This window comes from Micromonospora matsumotoense (genome assembly GCF_900091525.1).
Taxonomy (GTDB): domain Bacteria; phylum Actinomycetota; class Actinomycetes; order Mycobacteriales; family Micromonosporaceae; genus Micromonospora; species Micromonospora matsumotoensis.
On the sequence record NZ_FMCU01000008.1, the window covers coordinates 239287 to 259301 of the forward strand.

Here is a 20015-nt window from a genome sequence, read left to right on the forward strand (position 1 = left end):
TTGACTGCGCCCGGTTCGCGAGCAGTTCCGCCAGAAGCGGAGGACGGCAGGTCATCCCGGCGGCGGCACCGATGGTCCCCGGCCGCGCCAGCCGTGCGGGCCGCCGAGGATCGACGCTTGGGACGGCCTGCCAGCCGCAGGGTTGCTCGAAGTGATCTTCCGGGTGCTCGGTCCGCTGGCGCTCGCGCAGGGCCAGGATTCCGTCGTGCTGCCGCCTTCCAGGGTGACCACGATGCTGGCGGCCCTGCTCGTGCGCTCCAACGAGGTCGTCTCGGTAGGTGCCCTGCAGGAGGCGATCTGGGGGGACGAACAGCCGCTGGCAGCCAAGGCGGCCCTGCACACCTGCGCGATGCGGCTACGTCAACTGTTCGTCCGCCATTCGATCATGGCATCGTCGATCGAGACCGTGCCGGGCGGCTACCGCTTCAACGCTTCCGGCCAGACGGTGGACCTGGTCCGGTTTCGCGAGATGGCCTCGGCGGCGGAGTCCGAACCGCAGGCCGACCGGCAGTTGGTGCTGATGGAGGGCGCGCTGTCGCTCTGGCGCGGCCCGGTGCTGGCCAACGTGCCGTCGGAGAGCCTGCACCGTGACGCCGTGCCCCGGCTCAACGAGGAGCGGTTGTGGGTGCTGGAGCGACTCTGCGAGCTGAAGATACGGCTGGGTTTCGCCGCGTCGGCCATCGTCCCGCTCTGGGAGGCCACCCGTTCGAACCTCGGCAACGAACGGCTGACCGAACTGCTCATCGAGGCGCTCTACCGGACCGGGCGGCAGCCCGAGGCGCTGGCCGAGTACCGCCGGGTGAAGGACTTCCTCGCCGACGAACTGGGGGTGGACCCCGGGCCGCGGCTGCGTCAGCTCGAACTGAGCATCCTCAACGGTGAGGGCCGGACGGAGCCGCCCCCGCTCGCCGGGGCGAGGGCGGTGGCCGCAGCACCGGCCGGCCTTGTCGCGCTGCCCGCGATAGCCTCGCCACAGGGGTTCGTGGGCCGTCGCGCACTGGTCGACGCCGTCGCCACCCGGCTGCGGGCCAACGCGGGTGTGCTGGTGCTCACCGGCCTGCCCGGCGTCGGCAAGACCGCGCTCGCCCGTCGGGTGGCGTCGCTGGTCCAGAGCGACTTCCCCGCCGGCCAGTTGCTGATCGGCATGCGAGACGCCGACGGCCACCCGTTGAGGGTGGCCGAGCTGGCCGGGCAACTCGAACGTTGGCCCCGCGCCGACCCGACCCGGCGCGGCCTGTTGATCCTCGACGACGTCGCCGACGTCCAGCAGGCGCTGGCCAGTGCGCCGCTGTGGACGCCGGGGGACGCCGTCCTGCTGACCAGCCAGTTCGGCCTGGGCGGGGTGGTCGCGCGGTTCGGTGGCTGGATCGAGCGGGTATCCGGGCTCAGCGCGGCGGAGGCGACGGCACTCCTGGGTGCCCTCATCGGAGCGGAACGGGTCGATGCCGAGCCGGCGGCGGCGACCGCTCTCGCCGAGCTCTGCGGTCATCTGCCGTTGGCTCTGCGTATCGCCGCTGCCCGGCTACTGACCAGGACGACGAGCCTGGCCGAGTCGGTCACCTGGCTGCGCGAGAACCCGATCGCCAGGCTGGCACTGCCGGGCGACCCGGACATGGCGCTGCTCGGCCGACTGGACACGGCGGTGAACCGGCTGGAGCCACCGCTCGTGGACGCCGTCCTGCGCCTCGGCGCCCAGGAACTGGATCCCCTCGACCTGTCCACGGTGGCCCGACGGCTACAGGTCGCCCCGCACGTGGCGGAGGTGATCCTCGACCAGCTCGCCGACGCGAGCCTGCTCGACGAGCACGCCGGGAAATACCGGATGCTCGATCTGTTGCGGCTCTATTCTCGTGGCGCCATCAACGGTCGCCGCCCGATTGTCGACGCCAGTACCACTCTTTCCGCATCCGGAACGGAGTTCTGATGAGCACTGTATTTGAATCGGTTGCCGCCGCCCGGCCACGGATCCACCGGGATGTGCTTTTCACCGCGGCCCACGACGGTGTGCTGTTCCACAATTCGGGGGGCGGCTTCAAAATCACATCGCCCAGCGCCTACCGGCTGGCCAGCCTGCTGGTGCCGGTCCTCGACGGGCGTCGGACGGTGGCCGAACTCTGCGCGAAACTGCCCGACCCGCAACGTGCCATGGTGGGTGAGCTGGTCAGCGCGCTACTGTCCCGCAGCTTCGCCCGGGACGTCCCAACCGACGAGGTGGATCCGGCGACCGTCCTCGGGGCGGCGGTGGCGAAGCGGTTCGCCAGCCAGATCGGTTACCTCGACCACTACGCGGCGGGTGCGCCGCGACGATTCGCCGCTTTCCGCGACAGCACCGCGGTGGTCGTCGGCAGCGGACCGATCGCCCACATGTGTGCGGTGAGCCTGATCCGCAACGGGATGGCCCGGGTTGCGATCGTCGGTGACAGCGACGGAGCAGCCGCCGCGGAGGCGGCCGAGTTGGACGCCACCGGCGTACCGTCCGCCGTACTCGACTGGCGGCCCGCCGGAGACGAGCCCACCTGGGCCGATCTGGCCGGTGCCGACATCGTGCTGGTCGCCGGCGGTGACGGCGCTGCCCGGCTGACTCACCGCCTGCTCGCCGCCGGCGTTCCCGAGGGAAAGACGCTGGTGCCGGCCTGGACGTTCGGCCGGTGGGCCATCGTCGGGCCGGCCGGCGGCACCGACCGCAGGGGGTGCTGGTACTGCGCCATGCTGCGGCTCAGCGCCAACGACTCCACTCCGGCGGCGGCAGAGGTGTGGCGGGGTGTCGCGGTCGCCGGTGCACCGCCGGCCGGTCCGGCCGGCCCGACGGGGCCGTTGGCCTCGATGATCGGCAACCTCCTGGCGTTCGAGGTGTTCCGGCTCACCACCGGCGCCCTGCCCGCCGAGACCGACGGCAAGGTGACCGTCCAGGACCTGGAATCGCTCGATGTGGTCAGCGAGCAGTTGTCCCCGCACCCCCGCTGTGTCTACTGCCGCCAGGAGCCGACCCCGATCGCACTGGACGCCGCCGCCCTGGACGCCGCACCGCAGCAACCGCCGGGGCCCGACGCGGCGACCGACGCGGCAGCGGCGCAACTGTCGGCCCGGGACGGGTTGGTGCAGCCGCACACCGGGATCTTCCGGCGCTACGACGACGAGGACTGGGACCAGACACCGGTCAAGATCGGCACGGTGTTGCTCACCGATCCGGCCGGACGGCGACGACGGGTCAGCGCTTTCGACGTACACCACGTGGTGGGGGCCCGGACGAGGGCGCTGGCGCGTGCCGCCGTCGCCTACGCCGACCAGCTCGGAGCCGGGGCCGGCAGCGTCGGGGCGGTCACCGGTACGTCGCTGGTCACCGGCCGTCCCGTCGAGGTGCGGAGGGCGGCGGTGGAGCCGTTCGGCACCGCCAACGCCGACCGCCTGGTCGAACCGACGGCGGCCGGGGCCGGAGCGGGTTTCGACCCGGCGGCGGCGGTCCGTGACGGGCTCGCCTCCGCCCTGGCGTTCGTCGCGTTGCGAGGTGCCATCGCGGGTGCGCTGCCCTCGCGGGTGCCGCTCGACACCTGCGACGACGATGCCGAGCTGCGGTTCCTGACCCGGTCGGCGGCGAACCTGGGGACCACCGTCGAGCTGCTGGACCTGGGTGCCAGCGTACCCGCGGGGGTGCACGCGCTGCTGGCCCGGTGCACCGAGCCCCGCAGTGGGGAGAAGCTCTGGACGATCGCCGCCGACCCGTCCTGGCGCACCGCCGCCGTGCGGGCGCTGTGCGATCTGGTCGGCCAGGTGCAACTGCGGCAGCAGTCCACCGATCCGCAGGCCACGGACGGCACCGACCCCGTGCTGGTGGACTACCACCCGGACACCCTCGCCGTGGCCGGCACCGCCGCCGCGCGGACCGCTGCCGACGGAAGGTGGCAACAGGTGCTGGCCGGGCTGGCCGAGGCCGGCACGGACGTCGTGCTGGTGCCGATCGGAGGCTCCGACCTGCCGGCTGGTGGCCTGTTCACGGTGCGCGTGGTGCTCCAGGAACGGTCGCGCGGATGAGCCTGCCGGTCATCGATCCGGGGCGTCGGATCACCGAGGCGCTCGGCGCGTTGCTGACCGCCCCGGACGAGCAGCCCCTCGCGGTGCATCCGCTCGGGGTGCGCGACGAACGGGCCGCCGACGTCGCGGCGCCACCCGCTCGGGTGCTGGTCTACGGCCGGCACGCGCTGCTCGCCCCGCAGCCGGGCCGGGCCGGGTGCGCCTGCTGCCTGGCCCGCCGGTGGCAGGCGGTGCGGCCGCCGGAGATGCGCGACGCGCTGGAGTTGGGCGGTGAGACGACGCCCGTCGGTGACTGGCCCTACGCCATCCCGTTCGTCGGCGACGCCCTGCGGGCGCTGACCGCCGCGGTCGACACCGCCGGACCCGACACCGGACCACCGGCCGTCTACCACCTCGACGTGGACACCCTCCAGGTGGGCCGGGTGCTGTTGCTCGCCGATGCCGACTGCCCGGTGTGCGGCCAGGTGGAATGGGACGCGGCCAGGGCACCGGAGTTGGCGGCCAGCCCCAAGCGGGCACCGGACTCGTTCCGAGCCCGGGACGCGACGGAGTACCCCCTGTCGCCGACCACCTTCGTCAACCCGGTCTGCGGCCCGCTCGGCGCAGCCCTCTGGCCGGACCTCACCTCGACCTCGACATCCCCGGTGCACGGCGTCTTCCAGCCGAGATCGGGGAAGTTCCTGCGCGAGATGCTCTTCGGCGGCCACGCCGACGGGTACGCGCGCAGCGTACGGCTGGGGCTGCTGGAGGGGTTGGAGCGGGCGGCCGGCCTGCGGCCCGTGCGCAGGCGTACCGCCGTGGTCGCGACCCTCGACGAGTTGGGTGCCGACGCTCTCGACCCCCGGGTGTGCGGTTCGTACACCGACGAGTTCTACCGGGTGAACCGCCACATCAGGCGATTCGCGCCGGACCGGGCGATCGCCTGGGTCTGGGGCTGGTCGATGCGCGACCAGCGGCCGATCCTCGTGCCCGAAGTCCTGGTCTATTACCACAGCGCGCCGCTGCAGGAGCGCTTCGTGCAGGAGAACTCCAGCGGCTGCGCCTCGGGCGGCAGCCTGGTGGAGGCGATCTACCACGGTCTGATGGAGGCGGTCGAGCGGGACGCCTTCATGCTCGCCTGGTACGGCAGACGCCCCCTGCCGGAGATCGACCCCGCCACCAGCAGCCGCCTCCAGACCCGGCTGATGGTGGACCGGCTGGCGATGTACGGCTACCGGGCCAGGTTCTTCGACACCAGGTGCACCTTCGACTTCCCCGTCGTCACCGGGGTGGCCGAGCGGGTCGACGGTGGCTTCGGCACGTTGGCGTTCGGTGGCGGGGCGAGCCTGGATCCGGAGACCGCCCTGGCCGCCGCGCTGTGCGAGATCGCGTCGGACTCGGTGCTGGCCGGAATCCGTGCCGCAGCGGACGAGCCACGGCTGCGCGAGATGGTCGACGACTACGACAAGGTGTGGCGGCTGCACGACCATCCGCTGCTGTACGGGCTGCCGGAGATGCGCCGGCACACGTCCTTCCTGCTGGACTCCGGCTCACCGGCGCGCCCGGTGAGCGAGGTCTACGCCGGTCTGCACGCTGTCCACCCGCTCGGCGACGACCTGCGCGACGACCTGGACCGCTGTGTGCGGACGGTCGCGGCGTGCGGCTTCGACGTGATCGTGGTCGACCAGACCACGCCCGAGCAGCATGCCCTGGGTCTGCACACGGCCAGCGTCACGGTGCCGGGACTGCTACCGATCGACTTCGGCTGGCAGCGGCAGCGGGCGCTGAACATGCCCCGGCTGCGGACCGCCCACCACCGGGCCGGGCTGGTCGACCACGACCTGCGCGACGACGAAATCCACCTGGTCCCACACCCGTACCCCTGAGGTGAGGCGATGAACACCACGACTGACAGCTACGCCCACGAGTACGCCTCGATGATCCTGCGACGCAACCGGGTGCCGCTGCCGCCGGCCGACTTCGTACCCAACTGGGCGGACAAGCCGCGGCCGACGAAGCACTATCCCGGTGCCCTGGCGTTCCCGCTGCCCGACGCCCCACCACCGCCGTCGGCGACGCTGGACGCCGGCATCGCTGCGGCGCGGCCCGGCGACGAGGCCGCCGGCACCGGTGTGGCGCAGCCCGGCGACGAGCCGTTCGACCTGCCGGTGCTGGGTGCCATGCTGCGCGACTCGTACGGGCTGGTCGGCCGGCGGCTCGCCATCCAGGCCAACACCGACGTGCACGGCTACCCGTGGTACGCGCGGGCCAACTGGCACCGGGGCACCGCCTCCGGTGGCGGCCTCTACCCGTGCAGCATCTACTGGGTCGCCGGGCCCGGGGCGGGCCTCTGCCCGGGGGTGTACCACTACGCCTGCCGGCCGCACGCGATGCAGCGACTGCTCGCCGGCGACGTCACGGGCCGGGTACGCGCGGCCCTGCGGCTGCCGACCGATGCGACCCAGTTCCTGGTCATCGGCGTCAAGTACTGGGCGAACGCATTCAAGTACAACAGCTTCGCCTACCACGCCGTGTCGATGGACGTGGGCACGCTGCTCCAGACCTGGCGGCTGTGGGCCGGCAGTCAACGGCGGCGGATCCAACCCCACTTCTGGTTCGACCAGGCAGCGCTCGGGCGGCTGCTCGGGCTGCCGGCCGACGAGGAGGGCCTGTTCGCGGTGGTGCCGCTGTCCTGGGCGCCACCCCCGGCGCACCACGCGCCACCCCCGCCGCAGGAGGTCCCGGACGATGACGCCGTCGCGGTGCGGCGACGTGACCAGGAGAAGTCACGGGTCGTGCTGACCTTCGAGACGACCCGACGCATCCATCGGTCGACAGCGCGGGCGGCCACCGACCGGCCGGCCGTCGGCGCGCTCGCCGACGCAGCGGCCAGCGCGACGCCGGAGGGTGGTGACCGGGTCGCCCTGCCGCCGCCGAGCCCGCTGGCGATGCCGGTCCGCGCCGCGTTGCGCCGCCGCCGCAGCAGCTTCGGCCGGTTCGACGGAAGCACCCCGCTCGGGACGGCCGACCTCGCGGCCCTGCTCGCGGCCACCCACGGCGCGCAACTGCCCACCGAGGTCGCGGACGTGGCCGACGGGGCGCTGACGAAGTTGTACGTCTTCGTCAACCACGTGCAGCAGACAGCTCCGGGCAGCTACGAGTACGACCCGGCCCGCCACCAACTGCGCGCCTGCCGGCCGGGGCCGCCGGGCATGTTCCTCCAGCGGAACTACTTCCTGCCCAACTACAACGTGGAGCAGGCGGCGGTGGTGGTGGTACCTGCCATCCGGGTCGGTGCGGTGTTGGACGCGGCCGGCCCCCGGGGCTACAACGTGGTGAACGCCACGATCGGTGCCGTGGCGCAGACCTTCTACACCGCTGCGGCGGCGCTCGACCTCGGCTGCGGGGTGGCACTCGGTTTCGACGGCGTCTCGTACGTCGAGGAACTTGAGCTGGCGGCGGCGGGTGAGGTCCCGCTGCTCATCATGCTCGCCGGCCACGAGCGGGCACTGCCCAGCGACTACCGGCACGAGTTGCGGTGAGGCGACGATGACCATCCTTCCCAGCACCGCCGAGCGGTCCAGCACCGCCGAGCGGCCCGCCACCACCCAGCGGTCCGGGTTGCCGGCGCGACGACTGGGCCGGTACTTCGCGGTCCGGGTTGGTGGCCTGCCGTACGACACCGTGACGGGGTTGCGGTGCGGACGGGCCGCCGAACGGGCCGACGAGGTCCTCGATCTGGAAGCCGCCCTCGCCGCGGAGGCCGCCACCCTCAGCGACCTATTGCACGACCTCGTCGGAGCCAACGAGGACGGCGACTCGCGCCGACGTCTGCTCGCGTTGCGGCGACAGGTCTTCAAGGGGTCGCTCCCGGCCGACCTTGATGCCGCGCTCGCCACGGTGGCCGAGGTGGCCCCGACCACGGTTGCCCCGCTCCGCGACTGGCTGACCCGGCGGCAGCAGTTGGCGCAGCGGCTGCGAGAGCTCGACCTGCTGCTCGGTGAGGAACTCGCCAGGTCCCGCACGGAGCTGTGGCGGCTGTCCGGCGATCCCCGGTTGCGGGCGGGCATGCAGGTCGCCTCACCGGCGCTGGACCAGCAGTTGGTGTCCTTCGCGGGACGCGACGGCGCCCCGCCGGCGAAGAAGCTGCGCCGGGTCGAGCGTTCCGTCCTGTCCTACCTCTACCGCACCGCGTGCAAGACGAGCCCGTTCAGTTCGTTCACCGGGATCGGGGTGGGCGAGTTCACGGCCGGCGCGACCGAGGCGGACCTGCCCGGGGCGGGGCCGTGGCACGGGTATGCCCGACTCAACGTGGTGGCGCTGACGAGGATCGTCGAGGCCGTCTGCGCTGACCTCGACCGGCGCGGCGACCTACCGGTGGCGCTGAGCCCCGGCCTGCGGCAGGACCCGGAGCGGGTGCGGTACGTGCGACGGTGGATCACCCCGGGTGACGACAGCGTCTCGGTCAGCTTCGACTCCATCCAGGACGGGCTGTTCTACCTGCGCCGCAGCGGACTGCTCGACCAGCTCACCGGCCTGCTGCAGGGCGGCACCCGGCGCTGCGCCGAACTCGCCGGCTGGCTCCATGAGCAGACGCAGGCGAGCCCGCAGCGGTGCGAGGAGTATCTGACCATCCTGCTCCGGCTGGGCATCCTGCAGATCGACGGTTTCGCCGTCGACGTGCACACCCCCGACCCGCTTCGGCAACTGCACGACTTCCTCACCACCCTGCACCGGGCCTGGGCCGACGACCTGGCCCTGCGACTGGCCGAGCCGATCGCCCTGGTGGAGACGTTCCGGCAGGGCGACCTCGCCGACCGACGCCGCGCCATCCAGCGGCTGCGGGAGTCACTCCACGACATCCAGGTGCACCTGGGCGTCGAGTCGGCGTCCCTGCCGCAGGCGTTGCTCTACGAGGACTGCCGGATCGACCAGCGGCTGACCGCACCGGAGGACCCCTGGCAACGGCTGGTCGGGCACGACCTCGCCGCCGTGGAGGCGATCCTCCCCGCCTTCGACCTGACTCTGCCGCACCGGATCACGTTCCACGGCTTCTTCCTGGCCCGCTACGGCGTCGGTGGGCGCTGCGACGATCTGCTGCGCCTGGTCGAGGACTTCCACGAGGACCTGTACGACCAGTACCTGGCCACCACCGCCGACCGGCGACCGTACGCCGACGACGGTTCCTACCAGCCGGAGGAGAACTGGCTCGGCCGGCCGGAGCTGTCCGAACTTGACGGCCTCCGGCAGGACCTCACCGCGAACCTGCGGGCGGCCGTGCACGCGGCACCCGATGCGGCAGAGATCCGGCTCGACGTCGAGGCACTGCACGGGATCGGGGACCGGCTGGGGGACCTGCTCGGCGGATTCCGGCCGCAGAGCCACCTCGTCCAGGTGGCGCAGAGCCCGGACGGGCCGCTGGTGGTCGTCAACCAGTCGTTGGGCGGGTTGTCGTTTCCGTTCAGCCGATTCACGCACTGCTTCGACGACACCGTGCCGCCGCTGTCCGGGCAGCTGCGTGGCCAGGCCACCGAGGTGTCACCGCCGGGTGCGGTGTTCGCGGAGGTCACCGGTGGCCCGGCTACCACCAACCTGAACCTGCACGCGCGGCTCACCGAATACGTCATCGTCTGCCCCGGTGAGACGAGCCTGGTGCCGGAGGAGAACCAGCTTCCGCTGGCCGACCTCTACCTGCACCACGATGTCGACACCGACCGGGTGGTGCTGCGCTCCACCCGGCTGGGGCGCGAGGTGATCCCGGTCTACCTGGGCTACCTGGTGCCGATGGCGCTGCCACAGCTGCACCGCGCGCTGCTGCTGCTGTCACCGACCTCGATGGCCGTGGTCGACGTGTGGCGCGGCGTGCCCGAGTCGCCGGACGCCGGCGGGGTCACCCGACGCCCACGGGTGCGGGTCGGTGACGTCGTGGTCAGCAGGCGGAGCTGGTCGATGACGGGCGTGGCTCTTCCGCGTCGCACCGAGGGCGACACCGATGCCGCCTGGTTCCTCGGCTGGCAGCGGTGGCGGCGGGCGCACGGGCTGCCCGCGCGGCTGTTCGCGACGGTGCACGCCGGTGCCGGCGGCCGGGTGGCGGGCCGACCCAAGCCGCAGTACGTCGACTGCGACAGCTACCTGTCGCTGCTCGCATTGGAGGCGCTGGTGACCGACGGTGACCAGCGGGTGGTGTTCCGCGAGATGTTGCCGTCCGGCGACGGGCTGACGGCGGGCTCGGACCACGGTCGGCACGTCACCGAGTTCGTCATCGAGACATTCCCCCCCACCCCGACGCTCGGAGCTGTCCATGACTGAGCAGTCCGCCACCGCCGAACCGGGTCAGTGGCTAGGTATCCACATCTTCTACGGCGCCAACGCCAGACCGATGGTGGTCGAGTGCATCCGACCGCTGGTCGACGAGCTGACCGCCCAGGGCCTGCTGGACTCCTACTTCTTCATGAACTACTGGATGGAGGGCCCGCACGTCCGACTGCGGCTCAAGCCGCGCACGCCCGCCGACGAGCCCGCCGTACGGGCCACCGCCGAGGCGGCGATCGGGCGTTTCCTGGCCGACCGGCCGGCGCTGTACGAAATGGATGCCGGTTTCCGTGGCGAACTGCACGAGCGGCTGTTCCAGTTGGAGTACCCGCAGGGCACGCCGGACGGGCTGACCGGCCCGGACGGCCGGGCGAAGATGCAGCCGAACAACTCCTTCAGCTATCGACCCTACGAGCCGGAGTACGGCAAGTACGGCGGGGCACGGGGGGTCGCCCTCGCCGAGTGGCACTTCCGCTACTCCAGCGACCTGGTCATCGCGATGGTGCGGACCATGAACCTTCACCTGCGGCCGGTGACCCTGGGCATCGCGGCCCAGCTCATGCTGGTGATGGCGGGCACGTTCCTGCCCGACCGCGACGCCCTGGTGGCGTTCTTCGACTCGTACCACCAGTTCTGGCACCGGGCGTTCGGCGGGGCCGGCTTCGTCGACAACATCGACTACGAGCGGATGTACGAGCGGATGTCCGGTGACCTGGATCGCCGGTTCCGGCCGATCCTGCACGCGCTCGACCACGGCGAGCAGCATCGGCTGCCGGTCTTCCTGCGTGGCTGGGCCGAGCACGCCGAGGAGCTGCGCGGCAGGGTGTCGGCCCTGGCCGAGTCGGCCGCGCTGACGTTCGCGTACCCGGAGGGCGCGGTGCCGGTCACGGTCACCGACGCGCACGAGGCTTCGGTACGACTGCTCTCGCCGTACCTGCACATGACCAACAACCGGCTGTACATCACCCTGCGTGACGAGGCGTACCTGGCGTACCTGGTGGCTCGGGCGCTGCGCGAGACGTTGGCAGCCCGGTGACCGACAGCACGACCACCGATGTCGCGTCGTACCTGTCGACCGTCTTCGGCGACCGGCCCCGGGTCCGGCCCGACCTGCTGATCTCCCGGGAACTGGGCCGTGGCCCGGACCGGATGCACCTGTTGAAGGCACCCGGCGGCAGGACGTTCGAGGTGACGGCGAAGGAGTGCTTCCTGATCCGAGGGCTCGACGGGAGTCGGTCGCTGACCGAGCTGGGCACGGCGTACGCGGCGCGGTTCGGCCGCCGGCTGGGGGCGGCGCAGTGGTCGCAGTTGCTCTGGCTGCTGCGCCAACGCGACCTGCTGGAGACGGCCTCCCCGGCGGGCACGGTGCCGGCGCCGGCCGCACCGGCCACCGGGCCGGCGGCCCTCCCCGCAGGCTCGCCGGCGGGCGGCTTCGGGGGCGGGATGCGGCGGCTGGCCGCCGCCTTCGGCTGGGCTTTCTCGCTTCCGGCCGGTGTCGCCGTCGGACTCGGCCTCGCAGCGATGTACGCCTGCGTCGCGGCGCAGTTCCCGACGCTGTGGCAGGACGCCCGTCCGGTGTTCGGCGACTGGCGCTGGCTCGCGGGGATCGTCGTGGTCAGCTACCTCAGCGCGATGCTGCACGAGTTGGCGCACGGCGTGGCGGCCGTCCACTTCGGCTGCGCCGGCGTCCGGATCAACCTGGTGGCGCTGAGCTGCCGGGTGGACGAGTACCAGTTCCTGCCCTCACGCGTCCGGCAGGTCGTCATCGCGGCGGTGGGCGGGGTGCTGAACAGTCTCGTCGTCGCGCCGTTCCTGCTCGCCTGGTTGCTCGTCACGCCCGGCTCGGCGGTGCACCGGTTCACCGCCGCCGTGGTCCTGGTGGGCACGGTGCAGAGCCTGGCCAACTACGTACCGATGGCGCCGCTGGACGGCTACAAGATGCTCAGCCACCTGCTCGGCATGGTGGCGCTCGCTGCGGAGAGCCGCCGGTACCTCTGGTCACGACCGCGCCGGTGGGTGTTGCGGCACGGCGCACCGTATCCCTGGCGGGCCCGGCTCGCGCTCGGGCTCTACGGCGTGGGGTGGCACGTGGCCACGGCGGCGACCGGGGTGGGTGTCGCCTACGCCGGTGGCCGGCTGCTCGAACCCTCGTGGGGTCGTGTCGCGTATGCCGCGTCGGCTGCCCTGGTCGTGCTGACGATCACCCTGTGGCTCGCCGGCCGCCCCCGCCGTCAGCTCCGGACCCCACCACATCAACCCACCACATGAGAGGCGAGGCGATGCAGGACAACGCAGAACCAGCTATTGAGGTCGATCGGCTGAGCAAGTCGTACGGGGCGGTGCGGGCCGTGGACGGGGTGACCCTGACGGTGCCGCGTGGCGAGTTCATCGGACTGCTCGGGCCCAACGGTGCGGGCAAGACCACCCTCATCGAGATCATCGAAGGACTGCGGACCCCCGACACGGGGACCGTGACCGTGCTCGGCCACCACCCGCATCCCCGTAACCGGGCGCTGCTGCCGCTCATCGGGGTGCAGACCCAGAAGTCGGCGTTCTTTCCGCACCTGACCGCCAGCGAGCACCTGGAGACGGTGGCCGCGTTCTACGGGCTCGACCGGCAGGCCGCACACCGGGCGTTGGCGCAGGTCGGGCTGACCGACTCCGCCGACGCCCGGGTGACGAAGGTCTCCGGCGGTCAGCGGCAGCGGCTGGCCATCGCCACGGCGCTGGTGCACCAGCCCGAGGTGATCTTCCTGGACGAGCCGACCGGAGCACTGGACCCACAGGCCCGGCGGGACCTCTGGGCCGTGCTGCGCCAGCTGAAGGGCGCCGGCAAGACCATCGTCTACACCACCCACCACCTCGAGGAAGCCGAGGCCCTCTGTGACCGGGTGGCCATTCTCCACCGGGGCCGGGTCGTGGCGCTGGACACGCCCCGTGAGCTCATCAGCCGCGCCGCGGTCGGCACCCAGGTGTTGCTTCCGGTCGGTCAGATCGCTCCGGAGCAGGCCAGCAGCCTCGACGGGGTCGACTCGGTGACCGTCGACAACGGCACGCTGACGCTGCACACCCAGCACCTGACCAGGGTCCTGGCTGCCCTCGGCGCCAGCACCGACCTGGACGGGGTGCAGACCAGAGCGGCCACCTTGGAAGACGTCTACCTGGAACTGATCGGAGCGCAGTCATGACCGTCTTCACCGCCCTGACCCGGGCCTCCTACAAGGCGAACACCCGCGACGCGGTCACGATCTTCTTCACCTTCGCCTTTCCGCTGGTCTTCCTGGTCATCTTCGGCCTGATCTTCAAAGGGCAGGAGGTGGTGGAGACCGGAAACGGATACATCGACTTCATCGCTCCCGGGGTGCTGGCCTGGGGGCTGGCCAACGCCGCCGCGTTCGGGGTCGCCTTCACGCTGATGCAGTGGCGCCGGGACGACCTGCTGCGCCTGATCCGGCTCACGCCGGCCCGGATCTCCGAGGTGGTGCTCGCCCGCCTCGCGGTGGCCGTCTGCATCGGCGTGGCCCAGTGCCTGCTCTTCATCGGGGTGGCGACGATCCCCCTGTTCGGCATGAACGTCGCCCCGCGCTGGCCGCTCGCCCTGCCGATCATGCTGCTGGGCATCGCCACCTTCCTGGGGGTCGGGCTGATCATCGGGGCGATCTCGAAGACCCCCGAGGCGGTGAGCGCCATCGGCAACTGCGTGGTGATCCCGATGGCGTTCCTGTCCGGCGCCTTCATTCCGGTGGAGCTCATGCCGGACTGGTTGCGCAGCGTCTCGTACGCGATGCCCCTGCGCTACATCCTCGACGGCCTGGTCTACGCGCTGGCCGGCGCGGGTGAGGTGGGTGACTACTGGCGCGCGTGCCTGGTGCTGGTCGGATTCGCCACGGTCTTCACCGCGATCGGTCTGCGGTTGTTCACGTGGAGCAACGACGAATGACCCGGTCAGCGGCAGCCGGTGCGGGTGTCCCCATGGGTGCCGCCGCCGGCCAGCTCCAGCGGGACCTCGACGCCCGCTGGTCGGCGGCCCCGCCGGCCGGTGGGCGACCGCCGGTCGTGGTGACGCTCGGCGCGGCCGACGTGATGGGGACCGCCGACCCGGCCCGACGCCGCGCCAACGTGCACCTCTCCGCCCGCGCCGTGTTCCTCGGACCGTGGGGCGCGGCCGAGGGCCGGAGCGAGCCGTGCGGACACTGCTTCGCCGTCCGGTGGCAGCGGCTACGGGGACGCACCGAGCGCGACGCGCTGGAGGTCGGCGGCGGGCTGACCGCGGTGAGCGGCTGGCCCGAGCTGCCGGAGTGGGTCGTCGACGCGGTGTGGTCGGCGTTCCGCGTCGTGGCGCAGGCACCGCCGACGGTCGGCGTCCTTCTCGACCCGGACAGCGCGGCGTTGAGCCGGATGACCTCGGTGGATCTGGGCAGTCTGCGTGCCCTGACCGTGCCGGTCATGCCCGAGCCGAGGTGCCCGAGCTGCGGGACTGTCGTACCGGACGAGCCGACAGTCTTCGAGGCACCCCGACCACGCCCCAAGCCGGCACCGGACCGCTACCGCCTGCACGGCGTGCACGACTACCGGTTACCGGTCGGCGCGCTGGTCAACCCGCTGTGCGGCGTCATCGGTGCCGGGGCCCTGTTGAATCCGACCCTGCCCACCACCGCGGCGGTGACCGGCGGGGTCTTCATCCGGGGCTACGCGGGTCTGCTCGACGTCGCCTGGAGCGGGCACGCCAACGGCTTCGCCGACAGCCTGCGGCTGGCCTACCTGGAAGGGCTCGAACGCTACGCGGGCACCCACCAGCGCCGCGCTCGCGCCCCCGTGGTCGCCGCCTATGCCGACATCGCCGACCAGGCCCTCGACCCGACCAGTTGCGGCAGCTATCCCGACGGAACCTACGACGCCGATCCGCTGGTGCAGCCCTTCGACCCCCACCAGCCGATCCCCTGGGTGTGGGGGCACGTGGTCGGCAGCGGCGAACCGATCCTGGTGCCCCGGCGGCTGTGCTTCTACAGCTCCGGGGCACCCGGCGACAATTTCGTGCTGTCCTCGTCCAACGGCTGCGCCACCGGTGGCTGCCTGGAGGAGGCGATCCTGTTCGGGCTGCTCGAACTCATCGAGCGGGACGCCTTCCTGCTCGGTTGGTACAGCCGGGACCGGCCGCGCCGCATCGACCTCGACTCGTGTGCCGACGCGGCGATCCGGATGATGGTGGACCGGGGCACCCTCGCCGGCTACGAGGTCCTGGCCTTCGACAGTCGTACCGACCTGTCCGTGCCGGTGGTGACCACGCTGGCGGTGCGCCACGACGGCGGGCCCGGCCTGCTGGCCTTCGCGGCCGGGGCGCACCTGGCCCCGGAACAGGCGGTCGCCGCCGCGCTCTCCGAGACCCTGTCCTACATTCCGCTCAAGGCCGGGAGGACCCGGCAGCGGTGGGACGAGCTGCGGGCGATGGCCGACGACTACTCACTGGTCCAGACGGTGCACGACCATGCCGACCTGTTCGGCCTTCCGCAGATGAGAGCGCACGTTGAGGAGTATCTCGCCGACCGGCCGCTGGAGTCGATGACCGAACTCTACGGTGCGCCGCCGCCCACCGAGGACCTCCGCCAGGACCTACAGGGTGTGCTGGACGAACTGCACGCCAAGGGTCACCGCGTCATCGTCGTCGACCAGACCACACCGGAGCAGCTCACGATGGGGCTGCGGACGGTGGCGACGATCGTGCCCGGCCTGGTGCCGATCGACTTCGGCTGGCTGCGCCAGCGTGCCCTGACGATGCCCCGGCTGCACGAGCGACTCCGCGCGCAGGGGCGGGCCGACGACGGGCCACGGCCGGTGCCCCATCCATTCCCGTAGCACGCCTGCGCTACTCGCCGACGGGTGGGTGGTTGCCCGGCCCGCGTAGCCGTTCCCGGCCGAGGGCGTCCTCCCGGATCCGTTCGCCGTACTGGCCCCGGTGTCGGATCGGCCGCCCGACGTCGGCGTACTTCTGCTTTGCCCGCTCCAGGTGGGTGCGGACCGTGCCGGCGGCGATGCCCAACTGCCGGCCCACCGCGTCCACGGTCATCCCCCGGCCGTACGCCACCAGCACCTCGTGCTCACGCGGCGTCAGCTCCGGCCGGTCCGGGCGGTTGTCGCGGCCCAGCCAGAAGGCGTGCTCGATGGTCAGCGGGGAATCGCCGCGCGCCACCGCTCGGATGACGTCGGCCAGCACGGTGAGGTTCGCGGTCTTCGAGACGTACGCCACCGCGCCGGCCTCGGTCGTCGCCAGGATGTACGACAGGTCCGGCACCACCGTGATCACGATGACGGTGAACCCGGTGTCGACCAGGGTCGCGACGTTCTCCACCGGGTCGGTGAAATCCTCGAGGTTGAGGTCGAGCAGCACGATCCGGGCGGTGACCGTCTGGCTGAGGAAATCGGCGACCGACCGCGCGGTCGCCGTCAGCCGGATGTCCGGCACCGAGGCGAGCCAGGTCGCCATACCCTCCAACAGCATCTGGTCGTTGTCTATCGCGGCGACCTCGATCAGTTGCTCCACGTTACCTCCACCACCGTGCCGTGGCCCGGACTGGATGTGACGTCCACGGTGCCACCTGTCTCGATCACGCTGTGGCGCAGTTCGCGTATCAGCCCCCGGCCGGTGGGCACCGCCTCCTGCTCGAAACCGACCCCCCGGTCCACCACCACGATCCGCACTCCGTCGCCCTCGCCCACCGCGGTCAGCCACGCCTCGTCGACGTTGGCATGCTTGGCCACGTTGGTGAGCGCCTCCCGGGTCGCCCCGAGCAGCATCGACGCCGCTGCCGGGGGCAACGTGGCCGGCAGGGCGTGGAACTGCGAGTTGACCCGGAGCCCGAGGGCCTGCTTGTCGCGGACCACCCCGGCCAGCGCCCCCACGAAGTCACTCGGCCCGGTCTCGGCGGCCCCGCTCATCAGACCGCGCAGGAACTCGGCGTCCCGGGCACACAGCGCGCGGACGGCCTCGTCCCGGTGGTCCAACCCGCCCCGCGCGATCTTGCTCAGCGTGCTGAGCACGGTGTGGTGCAACACGTCGTACTGCCGGGTCCGCTCGTCGTAACGGGCGCGGGCGGTGGCCTCGCGGGCGCGTGCCTCGATCGCCTCGGCGGTGGCCAGGTCGACCTGCCGGGCGGAGGAACGGAGCATCCAGGCGCACAGCCAGGCCAGCAACGCGAAGCCCAGCATGAAGAACACATTCACCGCCACCGAGCCGAGGGCGTCCGGCGCCGGCATCCCGGACCGGCTCACGTGCTCCCAGATACCCAGCACGTACGCCCCGACCACGACGAGCGTGCCGACGGCCGCGATGCCGATCTGGATGAAGACCATGGCCAGGATGATCGATCCGATGGCGGACGGCACGGTCCACAGTTGCCAGCCGCTGGCGCAGGAGGTGACACACATCTGTGGGACGGTGATCAACCACATCGCCGCGAGGGCCAGATCGACCAGCACCCAGGCCAGCGAGACCCGTCGCCGGCGCAGCATCACGGTGAACAGCACCGCCGACCAGACGACCGCCGACAGGTGGCTGCCGACGATCGCGGTGGTGGAGCGGAAGTCGTCGAGTCCGCCGAAGAGCAACACCGGCAGGCCCACGGAGAGCTGCACGGCACGGAGCGCGCCGGACGCCTGGATGAGTAGCAGCTCTGCCCGACCGCGTGCTCCGTGGACCGTCTCCGCTGGTGAAAGCACGTATAAAACCTCGCATATCGATGCAGGTCCAGGGTAGTACGCAGAAGTGACGACTAGCGCCAGCGGCAGACAGGCTTCCCCGGTCGAGGCCGGTTCACCTGCCAGGAGCCGCACGGTCGCGCCCACCGGACATCTTCCTGCCGGACAGTTGATTGATGGATACCGTTGCAGAGTTGACCGTTGTTCGTCACGGGCAGAGCGTCGCCGAGGCCACGCGCGTGGGCAGCACGGCTGGACCTGTGGATGCCGAAAACCCCATCCACCCTGGCCACAGCCACGTGATCACCAAGCATTGGAGCGGCCGGTCCTGGCGCGGAGCAGGCCGGGCTGAAGCGCGGCAGTGGTCGACGTCGTGTGCCGCATGACGATAGGGGTGTGCTGTTTCGACTGGCGTACCTCGGTGTGACCAACGCTCTGGCCCTGCTGCGGCTGTTGCCGATGAGCGACCGCGGCAAGGACGCCGAAATCCTGGCGCTGCGGCACCAGACCCTGGTGCTCGAACGGCACCTGCACGGCGACCGGCCCCGGCTCACGCGAGCCGACCGGGCCTGGCTCGCGGCCCTGCTGCACCCGCTGCCACGAACCACACTGAACCACCTACGGCTACTGGTCCACCCGGAGACCGTACTGCGCTGGCACCGCCACCTGATCGCCCGCCGACCCGCCCGGAGTTCCCGGCCACACCGGGCCGGACGGCCACGAACGATCCGGTCGATCCGCCGACTCGTCCTGCGCCTGGCCCGCGAGAACACCACCCGCCGGATCCGGATCCTCGGCGCCACCGCCCATCCCACCGCCGCCTGGGTGACCCACACCGCGCGCAACCTGGTCATGGACCTCGAAGACACCGGATGCCAGGTGAAATACCTGATCCGCGACCGAGATCGTCAGTGCCCGGCACTGTTCGACACCATCCTCACCGACGCCGGGATCGGCGTGATACTCACCGGGTACGGATACCCCGGATGAACGCGATCATGGAACGCTGGGTACGGACCCGCCGCCGCGACCGCCTCGGCGGTTTCCTCCACGAATACGAACATGCCGCCTGACCTGCCCGGATGACATTCTCGGCAGGTACAGGGCTGCGGCGGCGGGCGGCCCGTCGTTGACCAGACCCCCGCTTCCGCGATCGCGGCCCATCCTCCGAGGGTATCCCTGAACGCGTGGCACGCCGGGTCCCGCCGTGCCTCGGTGTCGGTCTCGGGACGACAGGGTGACGACGACCTGCGGGAGAGACGCCTGGCAGTCAGCTACCGGTGCGGGCCGGTCGAATGACGGTGAAGACGGCTCCCGCCGGGTCGGCGAGCGCGCAGACCCGACCGGTCACCACGTCGCGCGGCGGCACCAGCAGTCGGCCACCGCCGCGCTGGGCCCGCTCGGCGACGTCGTCCGGGTCCGCCACGGCCAGATAGACCATCCAGCCGGCGGGCAGCAGGGTATCCAGCGGCGGAGGCGTGGCGAGCCGGCCGGCGACCGGCGCGACGTCGCCGACGAGCAGGGCGTACGAGTCGTCGGGGGCGCCGGGTGGCACGCTGGACCGCAGGCCCAGGGCGGCGGTGTGGAACCGGTCCGCTCCGGCCGGGTCGGTCGTCATGTACTCGTACCAGCAGGGCCGACCGAGGCCAGGGAGCACCGGGGCCGGTACGGTGCGCAGCCGGAAGCTCCCGCCCAGCGGGTCGTGCACCTCGTCGCCGGTCAGCCGGGCGCCGGCCGCGCCGGCGGCGGCCCGGACGGTGGCCTCGTCAGCGGCGCCGAAGACAGTCCACCAGCGGGCCGGGGCAGGACCGAACCGCAGATCGGCGGCGGGAACCCCGTCGGCGGACGCGGTGCAGCCGTCGGCGGTGGCCTGGTACGTCCAGCCCAACAGGTCCTGGTAGAAGCTACGGGCAGCGTCGAGATCGCTCGTGACGAGTTCGGCGCCGGTGGGGAACGGCCTTGTCCGGGGTGCGTTCACCTGAGTCTCCAAACCGGGACGGTTG

The 20015-nt window shown here is 71.7% G+C and carries 14 protein-coding genes; 11 read left to right on the forward strand and 3 right to left on the reverse strand.

Annotated elements, in window-relative coordinates; translation table 11 throughout:
* The first annotated feature begins 151 nt into the window (after nucleotides 1–151).
* Genes GA0070216_RS18165 through GA0070216_RS18210 form a run of 10 tightly spaced genes read left to right on the forward strand, consistent with a single transcriptional unit; the run spans nucleotide 152 to nucleotide 16173 of the window.
* Nucleotides 152–1924, forward strand: a complete 1773-nt coding sequence (locus tag GA0070216_RS18165) for an AfsR/SARP family transcriptional regulator (RefSeq protein ID WP_091247402.1) — start codon at nucleotides 152–154, stop codon at nucleotides 1922–1924.
* Entirely contained in the window at nucleotides 1924–4029 is a 2106-nt protein-coding gene (locus GA0070216_RS18170) for a TOMM precursor leader peptide-binding protein (protein WP_091247316.1), read from the forward strand. The genes GA0070216_RS18165 and GA0070216_RS18170 overlap by 1 nt, the downstream gene beginning before the upstream one ends.
* Nucleotides 4026–5894, forward strand: coding sequence for a TOMM precursor leader peptide-binding protein (locus GA0070216_RS18175; RefSeq protein WP_091247320.1), 1869 nt, complete (start codon nucleotides 4026–4028; stop codon nucleotides 5892–5894). The genes GA0070216_RS18170 and GA0070216_RS18175 overlap by 4 nt, the downstream gene beginning before the upstream one ends.
* Nucleotides 5895–5903: 9 nt before the next feature.
* The gene (locus GA0070216_RS18180) at nucleotides 5904–7550 is read left to right on the forward strand and encodes a nitroreductase family protein (RefSeq protein WP_091247323.1); all 1647 of its coding nucleotides are present in this window, start codon (nucleotides 5904–5906) and stop codon (nucleotides 7548–7550) included.
* 7 nt (nucleotides 7551–7557) lie between these two features.
* On the forward strand, nucleotides 7558–10317 hold the full coding sequence (locus GA0070216_RS18185; RefSeq protein ID WP_091247325.1) for a lantibiotic dehydratase: 2760 nt from the start codon (nucleotides 7558–7560) through the stop codon (nucleotides 10315–10317).
* Nucleotides 10310–11356: a lantibiotic dehydratase C-terminal domain-containing protein gene (locus GA0070216_RS18190; RefSeq protein ID WP_091247327.1), complete on the forward strand. Its 1047-nt coding sequence runs from the start codon at nucleotides 10310–10312 to the stop codon at nucleotides 11354–11356. Before GA0070216_RS18185 ends, GA0070216_RS18190 begins: the two co-directional genes overlap by 8 nt.
* Nucleotides 11353–12588: a zinc metalloprotease gene (locus GA0070216_RS18195; RefSeq protein ID WP_245722566.1), complete on the forward strand. Its 1236-nt coding sequence runs from the start codon at nucleotides 11353–11355 to the stop codon at nucleotides 12586–12588. The genes GA0070216_RS18190 and GA0070216_RS18195 overlap by 4 nt, the downstream gene beginning before the upstream one ends.
* On the forward strand, nucleotides 12585–13508 hold the full coding sequence (locus GA0070216_RS18200) for an ABC transporter ATP-binding protein (protein ID WP_176739024.1): 924 nt from the start codon (nucleotides 12585–12587) through the stop codon (nucleotides 13506–13508). The genes GA0070216_RS18195 and GA0070216_RS18200 overlap by 4 nt, the downstream gene beginning before the upstream one ends.
* A complete protein-coding gene (locus tag GA0070216_RS18205; RefSeq protein WP_091247331.1) occupies nucleotides 13505–14260 on the forward strand; it encodes an ABC transporter permease in 756 nt (251 codons plus the stop codon). The genes GA0070216_RS18200 and GA0070216_RS18205 overlap by 4 nt, the downstream gene beginning before the upstream one ends.
* Nucleotides 14257–16173, forward strand: a complete 1917-nt coding sequence (locus GA0070216_RS18210) for a TOMM precursor leader peptide-binding protein (protein WP_091247334.1) — start codon at nucleotides 14257–14259, stop codon at nucleotides 16171–16173. The genes GA0070216_RS18205 and GA0070216_RS18210 overlap by 4 nt, the downstream gene beginning before the upstream one ends.
* A gap of 10 nt (nucleotides 16174–16183) precedes the next feature.
* Here the strand turns inward: GA0070216_RS18210 and GA0070216_RS18215 are convergent, their stop codons facing one another.
* Both GA0070216_RS18215 and GA0070216_RS18220 read right to left on the reverse strand, forming a co-directional pair.
* On the reverse strand, nucleotides 16184–16858 hold the full coding sequence (locus tag GA0070216_RS18215) for a LuxR C-terminal-related transcriptional regulator (protein WP_245722567.1): 675 nt from the start codon (nucleotides 16856–16858) through the stop codon (nucleotides 16184–16186).
* Complete coding sequence (locus GA0070216_RS18220; RefSeq protein ID WP_141723130.1) at nucleotides 16846–18033, reverse strand: sensor histidine kinase; 1188 nt, start codon at nucleotides 18031–18033, stop codon at nucleotides 16846–16848. Before GA0070216_RS18220 ends, GA0070216_RS18215 begins: the two co-directional genes overlap by 13 nt.
* Nucleotides 18034–18408: 375 nt before the next feature.
* Between GA0070216_RS18220 and GA0070216_RS18225 the strand changes: the two genes are divergently transcribed.
* Nucleotides 18409–19002, forward strand: a complete 594-nt coding sequence (locus tag GA0070216_RS18225; protein ID WP_245722568.1) for a hypothetical protein — start codon at nucleotides 18409–18411, stop codon at nucleotides 19000–19002.
* Between the two features lie 280 nt (nucleotides 19003–19282).
* Here GA0070216_RS18225 and GA0070216_RS18230 read toward each other — a convergent pair whose 3' ends face one another.
* Nucleotides 19283–19990 carry a VOC family protein gene (locus GA0070216_RS18230; protein ID WP_091247337.1) on the reverse strand — a complete coding sequence of 236 codons (708 nt, stop codon included), beginning with the start codon at nucleotides 19988–19990 and terminating at the stop codon, nucleotides 19283–19285.
* Between the last annotated feature and the right edge of the window lie 25 nt (nucleotides 19991–20015).

Coding starts and splice junctions, on each gene's coding strand:
- GA0070216_RS18170 (WP_091247316.1), top strand. CDS start 1,924: ATGAGCACTGTATTTGAATCGGTTGCCGCCGCCCGGCCACGGATCCAC.
- GA0070216_RS18175 (WP_091247320.1), top strand. CDS start 4,026: ATGAGCCTGCCGGTCATCGATCCGGGGCGTCGGATCACCGAGGCGCTC.
- GA0070216_RS18180 (WP_091247323.1), top strand. CDS start 5,904: ATGAACACCACGACTGACAGCTACGCCCACGAGTACGCCTCGATGATC.
- GA0070216_RS18185 (WP_091247325.1), top strand. CDS start 7,558: ATGACCATCCTTCCCAGCACCGCCGAGCGGTCCAGCACCGCCGAGCGG.
- GA0070216_RS18190 (WP_091247327.1), top strand. CDS start 10,310: ATGACTGAGCAGTCCGCCACCGCCGAACCGGGTCAGTGGCTAGGTATC.
- GA0070216_RS18200 (WP_176739024.1), top strand. CDS start 12,585: ATGAGAGGCGAGGCGATGCAGGACAACGCAGAACCAGCTATTGAGGTC.
- GA0070216_RS18205 (WP_091247331.1), top strand. CDS start 13,505: ATGACCGTCTTCACCGCCCTGACCCGGGCCTCCTACAAGGCGAACACC.
- GA0070216_RS18210 (WP_091247334.1), top strand. CDS start 14,257: ATGACCCGGTCAGCGGCAGCCGGTGCGGGTGTCCCCATGGGTGCCGCC.